The sequence below is a fragment of the Micromonospora sp. NPDC005299 genome (genome assembly GCF_042872345.1).
In the GTDB taxonomy this organism is placed as follows: domain Bacteria; phylum Actinomycetota; class Actinomycetes; order Mycobacteriales; family Micromonosporaceae; genus Micromonospora.
The window spans coordinates 18,398-36,394 of the sequence record NZ_JBIAKG010000011.1 but is presented as its reverse complement, the minus strand read 5'-3'; the positions used below and the strand labels follow the sequence as shown (position 1 = coordinate 36,394).

The window sequence follows — 17,997 nt, the reverse complement described above, 5'->3', positions numbered from 1 at the left end:
TTGCCTTTCATGAAGCGCTGGTAAGCGCATGATCGGCAGTCCCGCCTCGCGGTGGGGCGGTCCCGGTCTGACCCGCCGAGGCAGTGCCGGGTAGACGCTTCACAGCCACCGGCCCGCCGGGGCGGGTCTTACGGTCGGCTCCACGTCCGTTTACAGTCTCCGAGCCACTCCCGGCGACCACGAGTTGTGCGAGGTTGCGTGCGGCGTTGAGATCCCGGTCCAGGACCAGAAGACACGCCTGGCAGGTGAAGGTCCGGATCCGCAGCGGCAGTTTGGGTTTCACCGCGCCGCAGCCCGAACAGGTCTTGGAAGATGGATACCACCGGTCGGCGGTCACGAGCTGGCCGCCGTTCCAGACAGTCTTGTACGCGAGTTGCCGGCGGATCTCCCCGAACCCGGCGTCGCTGATGACCCTGGCCAAGCGACGGTTGCGCACCATCCCGGCCACGTTGAGGTCTTCGACCACGATCGTGGCGTACTCACCGGCCAACCGCGTGGTGAGTTTGTGCAGTCCGTCGCGGCGCAGGTTCGCCACCCGGGCATGTTGTCGGGACAGCCGCTTCGATGTCCGCTCCCAGCGGCGGGAGGCGGTGATGCGGGTGCGGGTGGCCGGGTCGTAGGGGCCGCGTTTGCGGGCCAGGGCGCGTCCGAGGCGACGAAGGCTTCGCTGGGCGGCATCCAGGTGGCGGGGGTTGGGTTCGACCTCGCCGGTGGACAGCACCGCCAGACGGCGGATGCCGACGTCGACACCGACCACCCCCGTCGGTCTGCTCGGCTTACGATCTGATCGTTCGACCTCGCAGGTGAACGCCACGTGCCAGCGGCCCGCCTCGCGCCGCACCGTGGCGGACAGGATTCGGGCGGTGCCGGCCTCGAGCCGGCGGGCCAGCTTGCGGGCGGACTCGTGTAGCTTGATCGTTCCCAACCGGGGCAGGATCACATGCTTGCGGTCGGGCGCGACGCGGATGACCCCGGTGGTGAATCGCACGGACGGGGTCGTGCGGCGCTTCGACTTGCGCCGGGGGAAACCGACCCGCCGACCGGCGCGCTTACCGCAGCGGGAGTCGGACCAGTTCTTCAACGCGCGGGCGAGCGCATCCAGGCCGGTGTTGTACGCCTCCTTCGAGCACTCCCGCCACCACGGCGCCACCTCGTCCTTGACTTGGTTCCACTCACGGCGCAGCGCCGGCAGTGTCCAACCAACGGCCGGGGTGAGCTGGTCGTCGCCGATGCCGTAGGAACGTTCGGCGGCCCGCTGCGCCATCACCGCCTTCACCCGGTCCAGGGCCCAGTTGTGAGCCTTCCTTGCCGCACCAGCGTGACGGGCCAGGTCCCGCTCCTGACCGGGGGTTAGGTCCAGGGCGAAGCGGTACGCCTGCATCACCTTCACGCGACGCCACCCACGGCCTCGTCGACGATCTGCTTGGCCTGGCCGAGAGCCATCATCGCCCGAGCACGAGCGATCGCGTCCATGTCCTCCTGAGTCGGCACGACGTCACGCCAACCCCAAAATCCGCCGGCAGCGTTGATGATCTGCTCACGTACCAGCCCTGGGGGCTGGTCGTCCTTCGGCCCGTGCTCCGGTGTGCAGTAGTAGCCGTCACACGGCTCAATCTTGGACGGTCTGAGCGTCTGCGTCTTCGCGCAGCCAGTGCACCTCACCACGACCTTCCGTGCAGCCATCAGCGCTCGCCCGGTCCGGTGACGGTCTGAACTGTACGGCGGGCACGGTCCGCCGCCGCACGACGCCCGTACAGGCGGGCGCCGAGGCTGGTCAGAATTTCGGTCACGTCCCGGACCGGGTCGTCGTCAACCTCCGCGGGGTCGACGACCAAGAGGCGCCGCCCCTGCGCAGCCAGCGCCGCCTCGACGTACTCGGCACCGAAGCGAGCGAACCTGCCGCGATGCTCCACCACGATCGTGGTGACCGACGCCTCACGCAGCAGGGCGAGGAACCTTTTCCGGTGTCCATTGAGTACGGAGCCTACCTCGGTCATCACACGCGACACCGCCAGCCCTTGGCCAGTGGCCCACCCGGTCACCAGGGCAACCTGGCGGTCCAGGTCGGCGCGGTGGTCCGCCGAGGACACCCGCGCATACACAACGACCGACTCCGTCACGGGCTCCGTCGAGCCCGACACCTCCACCAGGATCAGCCGTCCGACCTTACGAGCAGGGACGGGTAACCGGCCTTCCCGGAACCACCGGCATGCGGTGACGTGGTGCACGCCTTCGCGCTCCGCCCACTGCTTCAAGTTCACCCACGCAACATAAAGCATCATCAATGGACAGCTGCTGACAGCCCCCCGTGTTCGTCGTCGCCGAAGCCGCCGCGGGCCAGGTCGACCAGGTGGTGGCCGGCCTCGGCCTGCCGCGGGCAACCTGGAACAGCCTGTTCGACAACGACCACTGGGCGACCCCGCTGCTCGACTGCGCCGTGACGCGGCTGCTCACCTACGGCCTGCCCGCGCTGCCCAGCGGCACCCGGGTGTACGGGCACCGGCCGCTGCGACTGCTCTGCCACCTCATGGACCTCCGGCCACCAGCCCGCGCGCTGACCGGCGAGCGGCAAGTGCCGGACGTTGACCAGTTGCTGGCCCACCTCGACCGGCAGCGGCAGGCCGAACCCGAGGTGCTGCTCGTCCAGGCGCGTACGGCCATGGCCAACGACGCGCAGGAGGTGCTGACCGCGGTCCGGGTGTTCTTCGGAGACGAGCGACTGACCTGACCGCCGTCGAGATATCCGGATAGCTGCGTGCGCATCCCCGTCATTGGCTGGCAGGAACGCCGGCGGGAGCGTCGGCACGGCGCTGGATGCTGCGGGTTGGTGTGGTCGGCCGCCCGCGCAGCGCCCATTCAACGACGGCCAGGTGGATCACCCAGCCGGCGAGCATCAGCAGCACCCGGCCGAGCCCGTTCGGTTGGCCGGCCAGCAGGATCCAGGGCAGGTGGGCAGTACGGTTTCGGCGCCGCGCTCTACGGCTGGTTCCTGGAGCAGTGGACCCCCGCCGGCAACCAGGAGTACTGCGACCAAGGCAACGGCCGCGACGGCCGGGGCACCACCGTGCAGCTCGCCACCGACGAGCACGTCAAGCTGCTCGCTTGGTGGAAGAAGATGGTCGACGAGGGGCTGGCGCCCAAGCTGGACAGCAACACCACCACCACCGCCGACAACACCTTTACCGCCGGCACCGTGGCCATGACCCTGGAATCCACCGGCTCGCTGGGCGGCTTCCTGAAGAACACCGAGGATAAATTCGAGATCGGCACCGGCAACTACCCGAAGATCAACGCCACCGACACCGGCGACCCGATCATCGGCGGCGCCTCCCTGTGGGTGGTCGGCAAGGGCAAGGACGACGCCCACAAGCGCGCCGCGTGGGAGTTCGTGAAGTTCCTGTCCGACAAGGACTCTCAGGCGACCTGGCACACCACGACCGGGTACTTCCCGATCAGCAAGGGCACCCTGGACACCGACGCGGACAAGCAGTGGGTGGCCCAGCGGCCGCAGTTCCAGAACGCCATCACCCAGCTGCAGACCACCCCGCTGAGCAAGGCCACCCAGGGCTGCCTGCTGGGCGCCATGCCGCAGGCCCGCAAGGCCGCCGAGCAGGCCATGCAGGCGCCGGTGCTCAGCGGCACCGACCCGCAGGCGGCACTGGAGCAGCAGCAGGCGCTGGCCCGATCAACGACTACAACCAGTCCGTGGCCGGCTGACCGCCGCAGTCCGGACCCATCGTCGGCCCGTTCCCAGCGCTCGCGGCGCGACGGGCCGACGCGCCGGCCGGCCGGCTGCCTCACCAGGCAACCGGCCGGCCGGCACCCCTGCTCCTGCCTCGACTGTGCGTGCTACGAGCCGAGACGCCGCCCGCCACCGGCACCCACCGGTTCGATCGCCTGCCGGAACTCCTTCGGAAGCTGGGCCACCGCGTTCTCGAACTCGTCGCGGGTGACAGCCTCACGCAGCGTGGTGAGCACCGCGCCGACCCCGGCATCGGCGAGCGCACGGTCGACGTCCGGGCGATCCGCCACCCGCTGCACGAAATCTTCGAACCCGAGAGACGCCTTGACCTGGTCCTGTCTAAGCGGTTTGCGCAGGCAGTCGTCAAGCCCGTCGGGAAGCTGATAGGCAAGGTCCTCAGCCTGGCCGGCGCTGATCCGATCCGCCAATGCCTCCAACGTCGCGCGGGTGACTGTCGCCGCCTGATCGGTGGACACCTTTGCCCGCGTGGCCACTGCATTGATGAAGTCCTGGTACTCCAACTGAATCTCCTCCCCACCGGATCCGGTCGAACCGCCAGTTATGGAACTCTGACATCGTTCGCGCCCAGGTTCACTTCGGTGTGCCTTGCTGACAGCCTCCTATAACGGCGGGTGACCCTGCCTCACTCGGATCGGGCGACCACCGTGACGTGCTACGGCGACATCCTCGGCATTCCGATGGAACGGGATCGGCGGGCGATCTGCTGACGAAGCGCCAGCGCGGAGGGCGAGCGGGGAGATATTCGGCCTGGAATCGTTCCGCGTCGTATTGGTCGAGCGTGTCGGTGGTGCGCTGGTCCAGGTCGTGACCGAACCACCTGCAGGCGGGCGACCTCGGCGCGAAGCGGGGCTGCGTGGCGGCGGCCGAGCAGATGCTGCGGGGCGCCGGCCCGCTCGGCACGGCCGCGGTGACCGCCGGCTGGTGGCCACGGGCGTGCGCCTGCCTGATCCGGCTCGCCATGCGGGCTACGCCTTATCGGCGTACTGGTGAGTCAGGCTGCGGTATCCCTCCACCACCGCCAGCGTGTGGTTCGCCAGTCGGTCAGACTCGTCCTCGGGGTTCACCGGGCCGGGCGCGGCGAAGCCGGCCAGCACGTCTTCCGCTCGCCGCGTAGCCTCGCGGATCTCCTGCTCACGCGCGAACTCATCGCTCGCCTCGACCACGGCGACGAAGACCGACTCCAGCTCCTCCAGCTCATCCTTTACACCGTCAAGCGCCAACAACGCTCGCTCACGCTGGGCTGTCAGCTCACGCACCGCCATGCTGCCGATGTTCGTCCGCAGTCGTCGGTCCCGCACCCGCCGGACGACCTCACCCAGTTGAGCACGATCGGGCACGACGACGAAGTCGACCGCCAGGCCGTCCGCGGGCCGCGCCTGCGGCGGCCCGACGACGGACACCAGGGTTCCTCCAGCTCAAATCAGCCTGCGGACCGCTTCCCGATGTCGCCGCCGATGACATCGAACACCAGATCGACTCCGCCGATGTCTTCCAGGACGTCGTTGGCGAGGTCGACGAACTCCTGCGCGCCGGAGTCGAGCGCCTTCTGACGGGGCGGCAGCGCGTCCAATGCCAAGCCGAAGGCCTGGAACCAATCGCCCAACCCAGCGACCTGCTTCGGGGTCGGTCGGCCGTCCGGCTTGGTCATGCCCGTCATGGAAGCACGCCTACCTTCTGCGGTCATTCCCCGCTCCTCGGCTCGATTGTCATACGTTGAAGCGGAACTAGGTCGGCCCACACGTCACCTTCGGCAACCGCTCGGTACGCAGCCAAGCCCCGCCTTGGGCTAACGCCCGATCTATACCCCAGCCGAGTGGCCTGGAGTGAAGGGAGATAATGTTTGCAACCAACGTGGCTCGTGATGCTTTCGTGGGCAACGCTCGTGTTGGGGTTAGCCAGCGCCGCCGTTATCGTTGTCGACTCCTTTATTGGTGGCAATCGTCAGCCGGCTAAGGTCATGGAGTTAGTCTGGCCGGTCACCGCCCTGTACTTCGGCCCAGCAGCCATCATGGCTTACAGGGAGTGGGGTAGGCCGCAGTCTGCCCGATGGCGGCAGCGATACGGCAACCCGCCCAAGAAACCGCGACATGCTGATGTTGTATTCGGGCTCTGCCACTGTCTTGCCCACTGCACCCTAGGCGCCGTCATTGCTACGGTGATTATCTTCGGCTTTGACATCAACATTGCCGGGGAAACGTTGCGGCCCTTGTACGTCGGCGACTTCGTAGGCGCGGTGGCCGTAGGCGTCGCATTCCGCTACGCCACCGAGGCTCACACAGGTGGCCGAAAAGTGTGGGCTGCAATAAGGAGCGTTGTCAGGGAGGACTTGCTGACCGTGTCCGCAGTCGAGCTCACCCTTTTTATTTGGATAGCGCTAGTGGAACATCTTGTTTTCCCGGATGTCGTGCGGCCTAGCAGTCCGGTGTTTTGGCTCATTCACCAGATCGGGTTGATCATCGGTTTCTTTGCCGCTTGGCCGGCAACCTTGTGGCTGATCCGTCGCGGCATCAGAATGGAAACGCCGGGCACGCCTCATTAAGGGACGTCTCGTAACTGGGTGAAGACGCTGCCCGGCAACGGGCTGGCGGTCACCCTGCCAGGATGATGTTGTGCAGGTTGGCAATGCCGGAAGCGGTGTCGGTCAATGTGCGGGCGGCGCGGCGGTAGTCGCGCAGGATCTTCCGGGTCTTCATCCTGGCCAGGGCGTGTTCGACCTGCGCTCGGACGGTGCGGTGCTGTTTGTTCAGGTCTTCCTTCCAGGCCGGCAGGGCACTGCCGTCGGAGGGCTTGCGGGGCCCTGTTGCATTGAGCGTTGGAAGGCCAAGCGATCGCGGCGGCCGCCGGAGGAGTCGCAGGGCCCCGGCGAGTTCGCTGTCTGTCCTGATTGGTCCTGATTTTCCATCAGAGTCCGTAGAGATCGAGGACTCGATGCTGGTCGTGGGTGTGGTGGCGGCGGGCGTGGGCCATGTTGGCCCGCCCGTGTGCGCGGAACGCGCTGATCGCGAGGTTGCGCAGGGTCGCCATGTTGTGTGGTGCGTGCCGGTGCGGACTTGGGAGTGGTCTTCGGCGAAGGTGGTGTCGCGGACATCGTGGATCTTGTCTTCGACCGTCCAGTGGCCGCGCTGGTCAGCGGCGATGGCGGCGGGTCCGGCCTGGTCCGCGTCCAGGCTGGTGATGCCGTAGACGACTTGTTTGCTGCGGCGGGCCCGTCCAGGCCGCCGCGGTAGCCGATGGGGCGGAACGCCTGGGCAGCGCCGGGGAACTCGACGCCCACCGCGGCGGTGAGTCGCACGTGGCGTTCTTCGGTGCGGCCGTGGCCCCGATCACAGTTGGTGTGCAGGGCGCCGATGGAGTCCCAGTCGTCGTTGGCACCGGTGAACAGGGGAATCAGGGCTTCGAGTAGGGCGGCCTGGTTGGCTTTCACCGTGAGCAGGTAGGCGCCTCCGGCCTCGATGATCGCGGTGGCGGTGGCGTGCTGGCAGTGCGCGGCGTCGGCGGTGACCAGGCATCCGGTCAGGTCCAGCCCGGTGAGTATGGCGCGCAGTTCCGGGGGTCTCGTTGGTCTTGGCGGCGATCTGCCGTTGGGCGTCCATGGTGCCGGTGGCGTGGTCGGCAGCACCGAGCAGGTTGACGCGCTTGTTGCGTCCGGGGCGTCGGGCTCCGTGAAGGGCTTTGCCATCGAAGGCCAGGGTGCGGCGAGTCCGGGTCTGTCCCGGGCCGGTGCGCTCGGCGCGTCGCTGTTCCCGTTCGACCACCGGCGGACGGATCGGGCCCAGACCTGAGGCTTTTCGCGCGACGGTGGTGAACCGGCCGGCCGCAGCCTGGAGCGCGGCCGGGTCCAGCAGCGCCAGGGTGCGGCGGATCGTGCGTTCCGACGGCGGCCGTGGCACTGCGGTGAGCGGATCGCAGCGCACGTGCAGCCGGGTCAGGACGACGGCCGGGGCGACATCGGCCCACTGCCAGATCGCGGTGAAACCGTCCGCGTCGCAGGTCACCGCGCCGGCGGCGATCAGCAGGATCGCGGTCAGCGGATGCCACCTTCCTCGCCGGGAGCGGGGGTCCGGGATATCGGCAAAAGGCCGCCGCCGGGCCTGCGACCTGGTCGGGGGCCAGGCCGGCCGGGCCGGTCTTCTCGGCGGTCGGGCTGATGGGCGATGATGTCGGGGCGGGCCCGGCGACTCCCGGTTATGGAGCGTCAGAGACTTCACGATCTACACGCGCCGTGCCCGTCACGTCAAAGCGCTGCGAACGACGCGTGCGCTGCCGGGGCAGGTGCACGAGGGGGGAATGGATGTCGGAACTGGATTTCCCCCCGATACGGGTGGCTGGTCGGGGGCGTGGTTGGTACCGGGGCGACTGTCACGTGCATTCGGTGCACTCGGACGGCAAGCTCACGCCGCAGCAGCTTGCGGCCGACGCCCGTGCGGCTGGGCTGGATTTCCTCGCGACCACCGAGCACAACACGCCCGACGCGCATGGCGCCTGGGGCCGGCACGCCGGCAACGATCTGCTGGTGATCCTGGGTGAAGAGGTCACCACCCGCACCGGGCACTGGCTCGCGCTCGGCCTACCCGCGGGACAGGTGGTCGGCTGGGACTACGGCGTGTTTGACGGGATGCTCGACCGGCATCTGGATGAGGTCCACCGAGCCGGTGGGCTGTGTGTGGCGGCCCATCCGCATGCGCCCTACGCCTCCGGCACGTTCATGTACCCGTACCAGGGGCTCGACGCGGTGGAGGTGTGGAACGGACCGTGGAGCTCGGATGTGCCCTGGCAGGCCGACAATGAGGCAGCCCTGGCCGAATGGGGGCGCGCCCTGGCCGCGGACATCCACCAGGGGCGGTGGCGGCCGGCGGTGGGCAACAGCGATACCCACCTTGAGGGCCAGATCGGCATCGCGCACACCGTCGTACTCGCCGAGGAACTCAGCGCCAACGCGATCCTCGCCGGCATCCGGGCCGGCCGCAGCTGGATCGCCGAATCGGCCGCCGTCGAGCTGTCCTTGACGATCTCAGCCGGCAGTCACAACGCCGGGATTGGCGAGCGGTTGACGACCGGCGGTGAACCGGCCGTGGCGCGAGCGGAGGTACGCGGCGTGCCCTCCGGCACCGTCAGCTTCCACACCGTGCAAGGCAAGATGCACAGCGCACCGTTGCCCGGCACAGGTGCCGGGGCCGTGCAGTGGCACACCAACGCCGAAGAATCGGCGTTCATCCGCATCGAGGTGCGCCACCCCGAAGGGCACATGGCGGCGCTCAGCAACCCGATCATCCTGACCTGAATGCACAACGCCAACGTCACCGCTGCGAGGGAAGACGGCGGGCGGTACCGCCAGGGAAGCGACGGATCCTGATGGCGATCACGGCGAATCAGGACAGAACACGAACTCGCCGGGGCCCTGCGGAGGAGTCACCGCCTTCATTGGCGTAGGCGCTTCGAAACTCATCGGTGAAGATCGGCTCGGATCTGGCCAAACCGAACGGGCTCATCGTCGCCGCCCCCCGGCGGCTTGCCCGCCCTGCTTGACCCGCTGCTGGTGATGGCCGACCGGCGTGCTGTCGAGTCAACGGAACGCACCTTTTTTCGGGTCGCTGGCGCCTCGCGGCCGAGGCGGGCCCGGGCTCGGGCCATACGAATGGCGGCGGTCAAGGACTTGATGTCGTAGGCGCCGTAGTGGCGGCGGCCGTTGATGAAGAACGTCGGGGTGCCGGACACTCCGCTGTTGTCGGCCGAGTCGATGTCGCTTTCGATGCGGCCGACGTGGGCCTGGCTTATCAGATCGTCGTGGAAGCGTTTCTGATCCAGACCGAGGTCGCCGGCGTATTTGACTAGATCATTGATGTTCAGCTTGTCCTGGTGTTCGAGCAGCAGGTCGTGCATCTGCCAGAACTTGCCCTGAGCGGCCGCTGCTTCGGCGGCCTCGGCTGCCAGCAGGGCTTGCGGGTGCACGTCTGACAGAGGCAGGTGACGCCACACGAAACGCAGGTCGGCGTGGCCCAGCAACTGCCGGAGGACTGGCTCGGCCTTCCCGCAGTACGCGCACTGGAAGTCGCCGTACTGCACCAGCGTTACCGACGCACCGGCTGGGCCGCGGACGTGGTCCTGCTTCTCGTCGACCTCTGGGATGAGGTCGATCAGCTCCGTCATGTCGCCGAAGAGCGCCCGGGTGCGCTTGTCCTTGGGCAACATGTTGGTGACGCGGAACGCGCTCCAGGTCAGCGCTGAGGATACGATCGCTGCGCTGAGCACCCCGACTTTGGCCTCGGCCAGTTGGTCGCCGGTGAAGGCCAGGCTGGCGATCAGCAGCGACACCGTGAAGCTGACACCGGCGATCGTGCCGCTGCCGAGCACGCCCGCCCAGCCCACGGCCGGACGGATGCGGCCGTGTGAGATCCAGGTGAGCCCGGCCGAGGTGCCAATCACGGCGAGCGGCTTGCCGACGACATACCCGAGCAGCACGCCCCAGGTGACAGGCGAAGCGAACGCCTGGGCCAGGAACGGACCGTCGATGCTGATGCCAGCGTTGGCCAGGCCGAACAGCGGCACGATGACGTAGGCCGACCAAGGGTGGTAGATGCGCTGAAGGCGGTCGTTGGGCGATAGCGTATTCGCGAGGCCGATCGCGGCCGTACGCGCGAGCTTGGGCGTCGGCTGCTCACGGAACGACCGGAACAGCCCGCTGACCTGCTCGAGCTCAGCTCGGCCGGGAGAGTAGGCGAACGCGGTCAACCCGATGGCCAGTCCGGCCACCACCGGGTCGACTCCGCTGACCAGCAGCGCGCCCCACATCACGATGGCGACCGGCACGTACGCCGAGCCACGTCGGACGCTGGCTGCGCGGAGGGCCAGCATGACCGCGAACGCCGCTACGGCCACCACGATGGGCATCATCTTGATGTCGTCGCTGTAGACCAGGGCGATGACGATGAGTGCGATCAAGTCGTCGACCACGAACACGGTGAGCAGGAAGATCCGGACCCGGTCGGGCACGTCCCGACCGAGCAGTGCCAGCAGGCCCAACGCGAGGGCGGTGTCGGTCGACATAGCCACGCCCCAGCCGTGCGCGCCCGGCCCGCCGTGGTTGATCGCCAGGAAGATCAGCACCGGGATCAGCATTCCGATCACGCCGGCCACGCTGGGCAGCACGAAACGTCGCCGGTCGCGTAGGTCGCCGAGGTCGAACTCGCGCCGCGTCTCAAGGCCGACGACCAGGAAGAACAGTGTCATCAAGCCGCTGTTGATCCAGGTGTGCAGGTCGCGGGAGAGCTCGAGGTGCCCGAGGCGCAGGGACAGTTGGGTGCGCCAGACGGCTTCGTAGGAGCCGAGGTCGATGTTGGCCCAGAGCAGTGCGGCGACGATGGCGGCCACGAGCACGCCGGCGCTGCCGGACTCAGTGCGCAGAAAGGCTCGCAGCGGTGCCGCTAGATTCCGCTTCCAGATCGTTCGGCCGCTCATCTTGGTTTCGGTCACACGTCACCTTCCGATGCGCTGGCCGGGCCAGCAGGGCTAGCTTGATCACGTGCCGCAATGCGGGCACGCGACCGCTCGGTTCAGTACTGATCGCGCTGCCCCAGCTGTGGCCGGCTGCGAAGAGAGCGCCGAGGCCCGCCGATGCCCTGCAGGATGCGGGCGACTATCAGTGAGCTCATGGTCGGGACGACCACGCACATGATCGACGCGATGGTGAACCCGCGATACCTACGAGGAAAGATTCGCCTGCGGCCGTAGCGGTCGCCGAGCGCGCCGGCCAGCAGGATCAGCGCGGCCAAGCCGTGACCTGGATCAGCTCGCTGTCGCAGCTCACCGGGTCAACGTCGAGCTCGGCATGTCCATCGCCTTCCTCGACGAGACATTGCAACGCTCGCTGGAACCCGGCGCACCGCCCACCGTGGCCCGGCCGATCACACTGCGAGCCACGCGCGACGCCGGCCTCACCCCCACCGTGTTCGTCGCGCCGGTGTTCTTCGCCTGGCTGCGCCGCCAGCATCCCGAACTGCTTGGCACGTACGCCGACCTCTACGCGCCCGGCTCGCGCACGCCCCGTCATTACCGCGACCTCGTCCGGGCACGGGTGAACCTGGCATTGCACGTCACGGGCTGCCGATCCCCGACGACACGACCTCCGACACGTTCGCCCTGCTCGGCAGACGCTCCAGCGTCACCGAGCCGACCGCACCGACTCTGTTCTGAGCTGCCGGAACGAGTCACCGGCCGTCCGCCAGGACCAGGACCTGCGCCGCATGCAAGGCGCCGCATCGCGTTCAAGGTGTCGCGGTCGACGGAAACCCTGTCGCCGCCTGGGGCGCAACGACAACCGCTTGCTGATCGGCCGTGATCGCCGAGCAGCAAGCGGCCTGATTTCAGCGCGGCCCGACGAACTCGGTCCTCACGCTCCATGCGAACTGGATCAGCAGGGTCACCGGGGACTTCTCGGCAATCTCATGCATCACCTTCAAGTCGTCGGGGTCAGGTTCTTCGCTCAGCGTGATTGTGCGCTGCAGGTAACGCTGTGCGCCTTCCTGCTCGGGTTCGTGGTAGTCGATCTCGACGGTGATGTCACCGGCGGTGTCGTACTTGTAGTCGACATACTGCCGCAGCGTCTGAGCAGTGCACGACGCAAGCGCCATCAACAGGTACTCCGTCGGCGTCGGGCCTTCGCCGAGTGCGCCGTTGTGCGGTTCATCGGCGACGAACGTGAAGCCGCGGGTGATCATGTCCGTGCGCCGGCGCTCAGTGGCCGGAAGGACAGCTCGGGCGGATGCGACGACACGATCCTGATCGGTTTCCATCAGCCGCGCCTTCCTGTAGATCCTGGTAGTGACGGTCCAGGTACGCGGATCCAGCAGCAGCAGAGCCGCAGTCTGAGCGGGGGCTGTGGCCGGGCGTATCACCCCGTGACCGAGTACCTCCGCAGGCTAGCCTTCGGCGGACTGGATCGTCCAGTTGGTCGCTCGTTGCCAGAACCACTCGGCCTCGTGAACCATCACCCTTGGGGTGTTCTAAGCTGCACTGAGAGGCGGTTAAGACCAAGACGCCCCCAGCTGAGCTCGCTCAACGCCCAACCCAGAGATGGACTCATCAGTCCGTTAAGGCCAAGGCATGCCGTCGTTCACGCATCAGGGCGGCGACGTCTCCCGCGACTCGGGCGGACTCAAATCCGGACAACGTGAGGAACATCGGTGCTCAGTGATCCGCAGTCGCGGTACGAGGCGATCCAGCGACGCGAGGAACGACTCGATGGCAGCTTTCTCACCGCGGTGAAGACGGCCGGTACCTACTGTCGGCCATCGTGTCGCGCCAAGACCCTCCCACGGGACCCGTCGACTTTCACCCGAGGGCGGCCAGCGCCCAGTTCGCTGGATACCGAGCCTGCAAGCGTTGCTCCCCCGACGCAGCGCCCCCGACCCGGCCGGCGCCTGGCCAGTCGACGCTCGTCGGGCGTGCTGGAGCGCTCATCGATGCCGGCGCAGCGGGATCGTGGCGGGGTGAGACAGCACGGCGAGGCCCCGGTCGGGGCATCGGATCGTGGTTCGACTGCTGCCTTACCTGGAGCCTCGCCGTCATCGATCTCCGGGCTGCTCGCACCCGCCGTGACCAGCCTGATCACGACGACTAGGGCTCAATCAACGGGTCGGCTCGCCGGACGGCTCCGAGAGGAACGATTTGATGTGTTCCAGCGCCATGTCCAGCGCAACTTCCATGGGTGCGACGTTGTGCGCGGCGTTCGCCAGCAAGTAGCCGCCTTGCAAAGCTGCCATCAACCCCGTGGCCAACTTCACCGGGTCGGCGTCCTGGCGCAGTGCACCGCTGTCCCGCATCCGGTGCAGACCATCACTGATCAGCTTTTCCCATGCCGCAAAGGTCTCCAACAGCATCGATCGAGCCTGCTCATCTTGATCGGACAGCTCGACCGCCATCGACCCGAGGCCGCACCCGTATTTGCCGTTGCTCAGCGAGTTGGCCTGGACCAGCGCGTTGCGCCACCGGACCAGCCCTGAGAACGATCTCAGTCGTTCGAGCCCTCCGCGCTCGCGCTGAAGGACAAGCGCGCCTCGATATTTGACCAACGCGCGCACGAGCTCCTGCTTGTCGGCGAAGTGGTGGTAAAGCTGAGACTTGCTGGTCTGGCTTGCCTCGCGGACGTCGTCAAGGGTCGTCGCGTTCACTCCGCGCACGAACATCAGCCGGTTCGCCGCCTCGAGGATCCGCTCTCGGGTCGCGATGCCCCGTTGACTGATCCTCCGCTGCTTCGACGGCGCAGCCACCTGCTCGTCGCTCATCGGTCAAGTGTATCCACCGGCGCGCCAGATAATCCATGGAGGATGGGACCTTGGAGTCCATCGGACGTTATGTCGCATTCGCGTGATCGTGAAGGACGAACGCATGCGCCGCCAGCTTGACTGAACGGGTGCTATGCCCGGGAGATCATCGATAGGGCGAGCTTTTTCCCGGACTATTTGGTCCTCGCTGCGCCAAGCTACTGCTCAGGAGTTGCTCGGCGATGCGTCGTGAGCGGCGCGCCGGAGATCAGCGTGTGTCAACGCTCGTTGACATTCGTCTGCCCGTCACACGCCTCACCCGCAGCTGATCCTGGCTCCGGCCATGAAACAACAATGTCGCGTATCCCGCCCGGCAGACGAAGACATCCCTGCTACGTCGCGGCCTGTTCCACAGGCCACCGAGGAGCAGCTGGGTGTCGTTCCGAACATGCGTCGCGCCCTGTCCACCAGCCCGGCCGTACTGAACGGTTGGAATGATCTTCAGGGCGCCCTTAGCCGCACTCTCGACGCCACGACCCGGCACGGTATCGCTCTTGCTGTCACTGGCACCTCGGCCCGGGCCGGCGCGCGGACCCGGGGTCCGCGCGCCGGAGGTGTCAGGCCGTCGCCCGCTTCGGCAGCTTCCACCCGGGGCGGGGGAAGTGGCAGGTGTAACCGTTGGGGTAGGTCTGCAGGTAGTTCTGGTGCTCGGGCTCGGCCTCCCAGAAGTCGCCTGCCGGGGTGACCTCGGTGACGACCTTGCCGGGCCACAGGCCCGAGGCGTCGACGTCGGCGATCGTGTCCTCGGCGACCCGCTTCTGCTCGTCGCTGGTGTAAAAGATCGCCGAGCGGTAGCTGGTGCCGATGTCATTGCCCTGGCGGTTCTTCGTCGAGGGGTCGTGGACCTGGAAGAAGAACTCGAGCAGCGCGCGGAAGTCGGTCTTCTCGGTGTCGTAGACGACCTCGATGGATTCCGCATGGGTTCCGTGGTTGCGGTAGGTGGCGTTCGGGACGTCGCCGCCGCTGTAGCCGACGCGCGTGGACACGACGCCCGGCTGGCGGCGGAACAGCTCCTCCATCCCCCAGAAGCAGCCGCCGGCGAGAATCGCCCTTTCGGTGCTCACGTCGTCTCCTTACTCGTCGTCGGTCTCAGTGCTGGTGTCACTCGTCAACAGGGTGCGGTATTCGCCGTACCCTGCGTTCTCCAGGTCGTCGAGGTGGATGAACCTCAACGACGCGGAGTTGATGCAGTAGCGCAGTCCGCCCTTGTCGGGGGGACCGTCGTTGAAGACGTGGCCGAGGTGGCTGCTCCCGTGCAGCGAGCGGGCCTCAGTCCGGATCATCCCGTGGCTGGAGTCTTCGCGCTCGACGACGTTCGTCGTGGCGATCGGCTTCGTGAAGCTCGGCCAGCCGGAGTTGCTGTCGTACTTGTCGACCGATGCGAACAGCGGCTCGCCGGACACGACGTCGACGTAGATGCCGGGCTCGTGGTTGTCCCAGTAGGCGTTGGCGAACGGGCGCTCGGTGCCGTCCTGCTGGGTCACGCGGTACTGCTCCGGGTCGAGCCGCGAAACGGCTTCCGGGTTCTTGTGGTACTGGGTCTGCTGTGGCACAGCTCTCCCTTCCCGGCCTTTCGGCGCGAAGCTGGGGAACCAGGTGAAACGCACCTGGACGCGCAAATGTACAGACACCCTACGGGCCAGTTGTGTTCCCGCAGCCCCTACCTTCCGTGGACCATCAAGTCCGAAAGAGATGTCCAGAAGTGGCTGGCCGGGTGCCGTCGTTACGGGGTATGGCCTGGGAAAGTCACTGCCACAGTAGCACCCGCTTAACCTCAAGACTGGACTTGACCGACCAGTTTCGCAGCGACTAGGTTCGGGGCGTCCAACTCGGTGCCTCCGCTAGCGACGAACTGTCCGCGTGCCCACCGGCGCCGGGTTCTACGGACGTCACGCCACTCCCGGGGAACCGGGTGTTGCCAACACCAATCGCGATTCGGTGGGGAAGAAACAACTGTCATGAGTGAGAGTTTCGAGGGCCGTAAGGTCGTGGTCGTCGACGGCAGCAACGGCATAGGCCTCGCCACGGCCCACCAAGTCGTCGCCGGGGGCGGCACCGCCGTGATCACGGGCCGAGACCAGGACGCCATCGTCGACGTCGACGGCGGCATCATGGCCGGCCGCAACTGACCCTCGAAACGTAACGCCGGGATCGCGCCGTCGCGACCTCGACCCCGGCGCCGCCTTACCGACGACTTCGCTATCGCGCTCGTTCCTCGGCACCCTCGCGCCACAACCGCTACCGATCAACGTGGTAAGACACCGAGGCCTGGCGCCGCAAATGCTGATAAAACGAAACTCGCACCTCGTGACCGTGCGAACGAGGACTGGATACAGGGAGGCGCCGGATGAAGGCGATTGTGGTGACGGACGAGGCCGCGGGAACGGCCGGGATGACGCTGGTGGAGCGGCCCGAGCCGGAACCGGCGCTGAACGACGTCGTCGTTCAGGTTCATGCGTCGGGATTCGTTCCGACTGAGCTGGCGTGGCCCTCGACCTGGACCGATCGCCTCGGCCGTGACCGGACGCCGTCGATCCCTGGGCACGAGCTGGCCGGAGTGGTCAGCGCTCTCGGCTATGGCACGACGGGACTGTCGGTGGGACAGCGGGTGTTCGGCATCACGGACTGGAATCGCGACGGCACCCTGGCGGGGTATGTCGCCGTCGAGGCACGCAACCTCGCGCCGCTGCCCGGCGACGTCGACTTCACGGTGGGCGCGAGCCTGCCGATTTCAGGCCTGACCGCGTGGCAGGGACTGTTCGATCACGGCCGCCTTCAGTCGGGGCAGAGCGTCCTCGTGCACGGCGCGGCCGGCGCAGTCGGGTCGATGGTGACGCAGCTCGCACGCGAGGCCGGCGCCTACGTCATCGGCACCGGACGCGCTGCCGACCGTCAGAATGCGCTCGACTTCGGCGCGCAGGAGTTCGTCGACCTCGCCAACGATGCCCTGGAAGACGTCGGCGGAGTCGATCTGGTTTTCGACGTCATCGGCGGCGACATCGGGAAGCGGTCCGCAGGCCTGATTCGAGCCGGAGGAACGCTGGTGTCCGTCGTCGGGCCGCCGCAGGCGCGGCCCGCGGACGGCCTGGCGGTCGACTTCGTCGTCCTGCCCGATCGCGCTCAACTGGGTGAGGTCGTCCGGCGGGTGCGCGACGGACGACTGCGGACGAACATCGGCACCGTCGCGACCCTCGACGACGCCGTCGCCGCCCTCAATCCGACCGAGCGGATCACCGGGAAGACGATCATCCGCGTTCGCTCGTAAGGACTCGGCACACCCAAGCGCGAGAACGCCCCCCGCAGGAGCGAGGAGTACGTCGATGGCTGGGCCTTCACCTGCCGTCGACGACATGCGGCTGGGCGAGTACGACTACCGCCACGACCCGGGACTGATCTGATGACCATTAACGAGCACACCCCCATGACCGACCCAACCGAGCCGACCCGCTCCGCCTTCGAGTACCCCGACGAGGCCGGATACCCCGACGAGAAAGGCACCCTCAGCCAGGACCAGGCCGTCCTCATCGACGAGGTAATCGACGATCCCCACGCGCCCGCGTTCGACTTCCACGTCGTCAACGACGAGAAACTCGGCATCTATGACGCCATCGTCGGGGACCGAGCGGTGGCCGGGCTGACCTACAACGTCGCCGGAGCCGACCGACTCGCGCTGCTGGCCACCTCGGTGTTCCCCGAGTTCCGCAAGCAGGGCATCGCCACCGAGCTGATCCGACGCGTCCTGGACGACGTGCGCGTGCAGGGCAAGACGGTCACCATCATGTGCCCGATCGTGCGCACCTTCATCGACCACAACCCCGAGTACGCCGACCTCATCGACCCCGAGCACCCGGGAGTAACCCAGGGTCACACCCAATTGTCCTAAACCCACCTATTAGCTCCCCGGACAGAAGGTGT

22 protein-coding genes and 4 pseudogenes are annotated in these 17,997 nt (G+C 67.3%); 10 read left to right on the top strand and 16 right to left on the bottom strand.

Annotated elements, in window-relative coordinates; genetic code table 11:
- Nucleotides 1–7 precede the first annotated feature (7 nt).
- From tnpB to ACFYPD_RS26535, 3 genes are read right to left on the bottom strand one after another with little or no spacing between them, the layout of a single operon-like run.
- On the bottom strand, nucleotides 8–1,381 hold the full coding sequence (gene tnpB, locus ACFYPD_RS26545) for an IS607 family element RNA-guided endonuclease TnpB (RefSeq protein ID WP_387119389.1): 1,374 nt from the start codon (nucleotides 1,379–1,381) through the stop codon (nucleotides 8–10).
- Between the two features lie 5 nt (nucleotides 1,382–1,386).
- Nucleotides 1,387–1,683 (bottom strand): hypothetical protein, encoded by a 297-nt coding sequence (locus ACFYPD_RS26540; protein WP_387118874.1) that lies wholly within the window; start codon nucleotides 1,681–1,683, stop codon nucleotides 1,387–1,389.
- Nucleotides 1,683–2,261: an IS607 family transposase gene (locus ACFYPD_RS26535; protein WP_387118871.1), complete on the bottom strand. Its 579-nt coding sequence runs from the start codon at nucleotides 2,259–2,261 to the stop codon at nucleotides 1,683–1,685. Before ACFYPD_RS26535 ends, ACFYPD_RS26540 begins: the two co-directional genes overlap by 1 nt.
- 47 nt (nucleotides 2,262–2,308) lie before the next feature.
- Here ACFYPD_RS26535 and ACFYPD_RS26530 point away from each other — a divergent pair, with 47 nt between their 5' ends.
- On the top strand, nucleotides 2,309–2,728 hold the full coding sequence (locus ACFYPD_RS26530) for a hypothetical protein (RefSeq protein WP_387118868.1): 420 nt from the start codon (nucleotides 2,309–2,311) through the stop codon (nucleotides 2,726–2,728).
- A 40-nt stretch (nucleotides 2,729–2,768) separates the two neighbouring features.
- On the opposite strand, the gene ACFYPD_RS26525 is transcribed toward ACFYPD_RS26530, so the two are convergent.
- Complete coding sequence (locus ACFYPD_RS26525; RefSeq protein ID WP_387119406.1) at nucleotides 2,769–2,903, bottom strand: hypothetical protein; 135 nt, start codon at nucleotides 2,901–2,903, stop codon at nucleotides 2,769–2,771.
- Between ACFYPD_RS26525 and ACFYPD_RS26520 the strand changes: the two are divergent.
- Nucleotides 2,855–3,490 (top strand): annotated as a pseudogene (locus ACFYPD_RS26520) (extracellular solute-binding protein); the annotation flags it as partial. The gene ACFYPD_RS26525 and the pseudogene ACFYPD_RS26520 sit on opposite strands and share 49 nt — an antisense overlap.
- Before the next feature lie 359 nt (nucleotides 3,491–3,849).
- Here the strand turns inward: ACFYPD_RS26520 and ACFYPD_RS26515 are convergent.
- The 3 genes from ACFYPD_RS26515 to ACFYPD_RS26505 form a co-directional block, all read right to left on the bottom strand.
- Nucleotides 3,850–4,218: a DUF2267 domain-containing protein gene (locus ACFYPD_RS26515; RefSeq protein WP_387119386.1), complete on the bottom strand. Its 369-nt coding sequence runs from the start codon at nucleotides 4,216–4,218 to the stop codon at nucleotides 3,850–3,852.
- Nucleotides 4,219–4,728: 510 nt separating this feature from the next.
- Entirely contained in the window at nucleotides 4,729–5,163 is a 435-nt protein-coding gene (locus tag ACFYPD_RS26510) for a hypothetical protein (protein ID WP_387118865.1), read from the bottom strand.
- Between the two features lie 20 nt (nucleotides 5,164–5,183).
- A complete protein-coding gene (locus tag ACFYPD_RS26505; RefSeq protein ID WP_387118862.1) occupies nucleotides 5,184–5,411 on the bottom strand; it encodes a hypothetical protein in 228 nt (75 codons plus the stop codon).
- 213 nt (nucleotides 5,412–5,624) lie between these two features.
- Here ACFYPD_RS26505 and ACFYPD_RS26500 point away from each other — a divergent pair, with 213 nt between their 5' ends.
- Nucleotides 5,625–6,302, top strand: a complete 678-nt coding sequence (locus ACFYPD_RS26500) for a DUF4396 domain-containing protein (protein ID WP_387119383.1) — start codon at nucleotides 5,625–5,627, stop codon at nucleotides 6,300–6,302.
- Between the two features lie 49 nt (nucleotides 6,303–6,351).
- Here ACFYPD_RS26500 and ACFYPD_RS26495 read toward each other — a convergent pair.
- Both ACFYPD_RS26495 and ACFYPD_RS26490 read right to left on the bottom strand, forming a co-directional pair.
- Nucleotides 6,352–6,555 (bottom strand): annotated as a pseudogene (locus ACFYPD_RS26495) (IS5/IS1182 family transposase); the annotation flags it as partial.
- The gene (locus ACFYPD_RS26490; protein ID WP_387118859.1) at nucleotides 6,507–7,442 is read right to left on the bottom strand and encodes an ISAs1 family transposase; all 936 of its coding nucleotides are present in this window, start codon (nucleotides 7,440–7,442) and stop codon (nucleotides 6,507–6,509) included. The pseudogene ACFYPD_RS26495 and the gene ACFYPD_RS26490, both read right to left, overlap by 49 nt.
- On the opposite strand from ACFYPD_RS26490, the gene ACFYPD_RS26485 reads away from it, so the two are divergent.
- The gene (locus tag ACFYPD_RS26485; protein WP_387119403.1) at nucleotides 7,369–7,545 is read left to right on the top strand and encodes a hypothetical protein; all 177 of its coding nucleotides are present in this window, start codon (nucleotides 7,369–7,371) and stop codon (nucleotides 7,543–7,545) included. The two genes, ACFYPD_RS26490 and ACFYPD_RS26485, sit on opposite strands and share 74 nt — an antisense overlap.
- 33 nt (nucleotides 7,546–7,578) lie before the next feature.
- Here ACFYPD_RS26485 and ACFYPD_RS26480 read toward each other — a convergent pair.
- A pseudogene (locus ACFYPD_RS26480) lies at nucleotides 7,579–7,971 on the bottom strand (transposase family protein); the annotation flags it as partial.
- An 83-nt stretch (nucleotides 7,972–8,054) separates the two neighbouring features.
- Here ACFYPD_RS26480 and ACFYPD_RS26475 point away from each other — a divergent pair.
- Nucleotides 8,055–9,044 (top strand): CehA/McbA family metallohydrolase, encoded by a 990-nt coding sequence (locus tag ACFYPD_RS26475; RefSeq protein WP_387118856.1) that lies wholly within the window; start codon nucleotides 8,055–8,057, stop codon nucleotides 9,042–9,044.
- A 161-nt stretch (nucleotides 9,045–9,205) separates the two neighbouring features.
- Here the strand turns inward: ACFYPD_RS26475 and nhaA are convergent, their stop codons facing one another.
- The 3 genes from nhaA to ACFYPD_RS26460 all read right to left on the bottom strand — a co-directional run bounded on the left by nhaA (nucleotide 9,206) and on the right by ACFYPD_RS26460 (nucleotide 12,552).
- Nucleotides 9,206–11,233, bottom strand: a complete 2,028-nt coding sequence (gene nhaA / locus ACFYPD_RS26470) for a Na+/H+ antiporter NhaA (RefSeq protein WP_387118853.1) — start codon at nucleotides 11,231–11,233, stop codon at nucleotides 9,206–9,208.
- An 80-nt stretch (nucleotides 11,234–11,313) separates the two neighbouring features.
- Entirely contained in the window at nucleotides 11,314–11,532 is a 219-nt protein-coding gene (locus ACFYPD_RS26465; RefSeq protein ID WP_387118850.1) for a hypothetical protein, read from the bottom strand.
- A gap of 591 nt (nucleotides 11,533–12,123) precedes the next feature.
- A complete protein-coding gene (locus ACFYPD_RS26460) occupies nucleotides 12,124–12,552 on the bottom strand; it encodes an OsmC family protein (RefSeq protein ID WP_387118847.1) in 429 nt (142 codons plus the stop codon).
- A 390-nt stretch (nucleotides 12,553–12,942) separates the two neighbouring features.
- On the opposite strand from ACFYPD_RS26460, the pseudogene ACFYPD_RS26455 reads away from it, so the two are divergent.
- Both ACFYPD_RS26455 and ACFYPD_RS26450 read left to right on the top strand, forming a co-directional pair.
- Nucleotides 12,943–13,056 (top strand): annotated as a pseudogene (locus ACFYPD_RS26455) (Ada metal-binding domain-containing protein); the annotation flags it as partial.
- A complete protein-coding gene (locus ACFYPD_RS26450) occupies nucleotides 13,053–13,379 on the top strand; it encodes an Ada metal-binding domain-containing protein (RefSeq protein WP_387118844.1) in 327 nt (108 codons plus the stop codon). The pseudogene ACFYPD_RS26455 and the gene ACFYPD_RS26450, both read left to right, overlap by 4 nt.
- Before the next feature lie 7 nt (nucleotides 13,380–13,386).
- Here ACFYPD_RS26450 and ACFYPD_RS26445 read toward each other — a convergent pair whose 3' ends face one another.
- The 3 genes from ACFYPD_RS26445 to msrB all read right to left on the bottom strand — a co-directional run bounded on the left by ACFYPD_RS26445 (nucleotide 13,387) and on the right by msrB (nucleotide 15,635).
- Nucleotides 13,387–14,043 carry a TetR/AcrR family transcriptional regulator gene (locus tag ACFYPD_RS26445; protein WP_387118841.1) on the bottom strand — a complete coding sequence of 219 codons (657 nt, stop codon included), beginning with the start codon at nucleotides 14,041–14,043 and terminating at the stop codon, nucleotides 13,387–13,389.
- 596 nt (nucleotides 14,044–14,639) lie between these two features.
- Entirely contained in the window at nucleotides 14,640–15,146 is a 507-nt protein-coding gene (msrA, locus tag ACFYPD_RS26440; RefSeq protein WP_387118838.1) for a peptide-methionine (S)-S-oxide reductase MsrA, read from the bottom strand.
- 9 nt (nucleotides 15,147–15,155) lie between these two features.
- The gene (gene msrB / locus ACFYPD_RS26435; RefSeq protein ID WP_387118835.1) at nucleotides 15,156–15,635 is read right to left on the bottom strand and encodes a peptide-methionine (R)-S-oxide reductase MsrB; all 480 of its coding nucleotides are present in this window, start codon (nucleotides 15,633–15,635) and stop codon (nucleotides 15,156–15,158) included.
- A gap of 405 nt (nucleotides 15,636–16,040) precedes the next feature.
- Between msrB and ACFYPD_RS26430 the strand changes: the two genes are divergently transcribed.
- The 3 genes from ACFYPD_RS26430 (at nucleotide 16,041) to ACFYPD_RS26420 (ending at nucleotide 17,965) form a co-directional block, all read left to right on the top strand.
- Complete coding sequence (locus ACFYPD_RS26430; RefSeq protein WP_387118832.1) at nucleotides 16,041–16,211, top strand: hypothetical protein; 171 nt, start codon at nucleotides 16,041–16,043, stop codon at nucleotides 16,209–16,211.
- A gap of 218 nt (nucleotides 16,212–16,429) precedes the next feature.
- Nucleotides 16,430–17,347 carry an NADP-dependent oxidoreductase gene (locus ACFYPD_RS26425; protein ID WP_387118829.1) on the top strand — a complete coding sequence of 306 codons (918 nt, stop codon included), beginning with the start codon at nucleotides 16,430–16,432 and terminating at the stop codon, nucleotides 17,345–17,347.
- 156 nt (nucleotides 17,348–17,503) lie between these two features.
- A complete protein-coding gene (locus ACFYPD_RS26420; RefSeq protein WP_387118826.1) occupies nucleotides 17,504–17,965 on the top strand; it encodes a GNAT family N-acetyltransferase in 462 nt (153 codons plus the stop codon).
- Nucleotides 17,966–17,997 lie beyond the last annotated feature (32 nt).

Coding starts and splice junctions, on each gene's coding strand:
- tnpB (WP_387119389.1), bottom strand. CDS start 1,381: ATGCAGGCGTACCGCTTCGCCCTGGACCTAACCCCCGGTCAGGAGCGG.
- ACFYPD_RS26540 (WP_387118874.1), bottom strand. CDS start 1,683: ATGGCTGCACGGAAGGTCGTGGTGAGGTGCACTGGCTGCGCGAAGACG.
- ACFYPD_RS26505 (WP_387118862.1), bottom strand. CDS start 5,411: ATGACCAAGCCGGACGGCCGACCGACCCCGAAGCAGGTCGCTGGGTTG.
- ACFYPD_RS26500 (WP_387119383.1), top strand. CDS start 5,625: ATGCTTTCGTGGGCAACGCTCGTGTTGGGGTTAGCCAGCGCCGCCGTT.
- ACFYPD_RS26490 (WP_387118859.1), bottom strand. CDS start 7,442: ATGGCAAAGCCCTTCACGGAGCCCGACGCCCCGGACGCAACAAGCGCG.
- ACFYPD_RS26475 (WP_387118856.1), top strand. CDS start 8,055: ATGTCGGAACTGGATTTCCCCCCGATACGGGTGGCTGGTCGGGGGCGT.
- ACFYPD_RS26460 (WP_387118847.1), bottom strand. CDS start 12,552: ATGGAAACCGATCAGGATCGTGTCGTCGCATCCGCCCGAGCTGTCCTT.
- ACFYPD_RS26445 (WP_387118841.1), bottom strand. CDS start 14,043: ATGAGCGACGAGCAGGTGGCTGCGCCGTCGAAGCAGCGGAGGATCAGT.
- ACFYPD_RS26430 (WP_387118832.1), top strand. CDS start 16,041: ATGAGTGAGAGTTTCGAGGGCCGTAAGGTCGTGGTCGTCGACGGCAGC.
- ACFYPD_RS26425 (WP_387118829.1), top strand. CDS start 16,430: ATGAAGGCGATTGTGGTGACGGACGAGGCCGCGGGAACGGCCGGGATG.
- ACFYPD_RS26420 (WP_387118826.1), top strand. CDS start 17,504: ATGACCGACCCAACCGAGCCGACCCGCTCCGCCTTCGAGTACCCCGAC.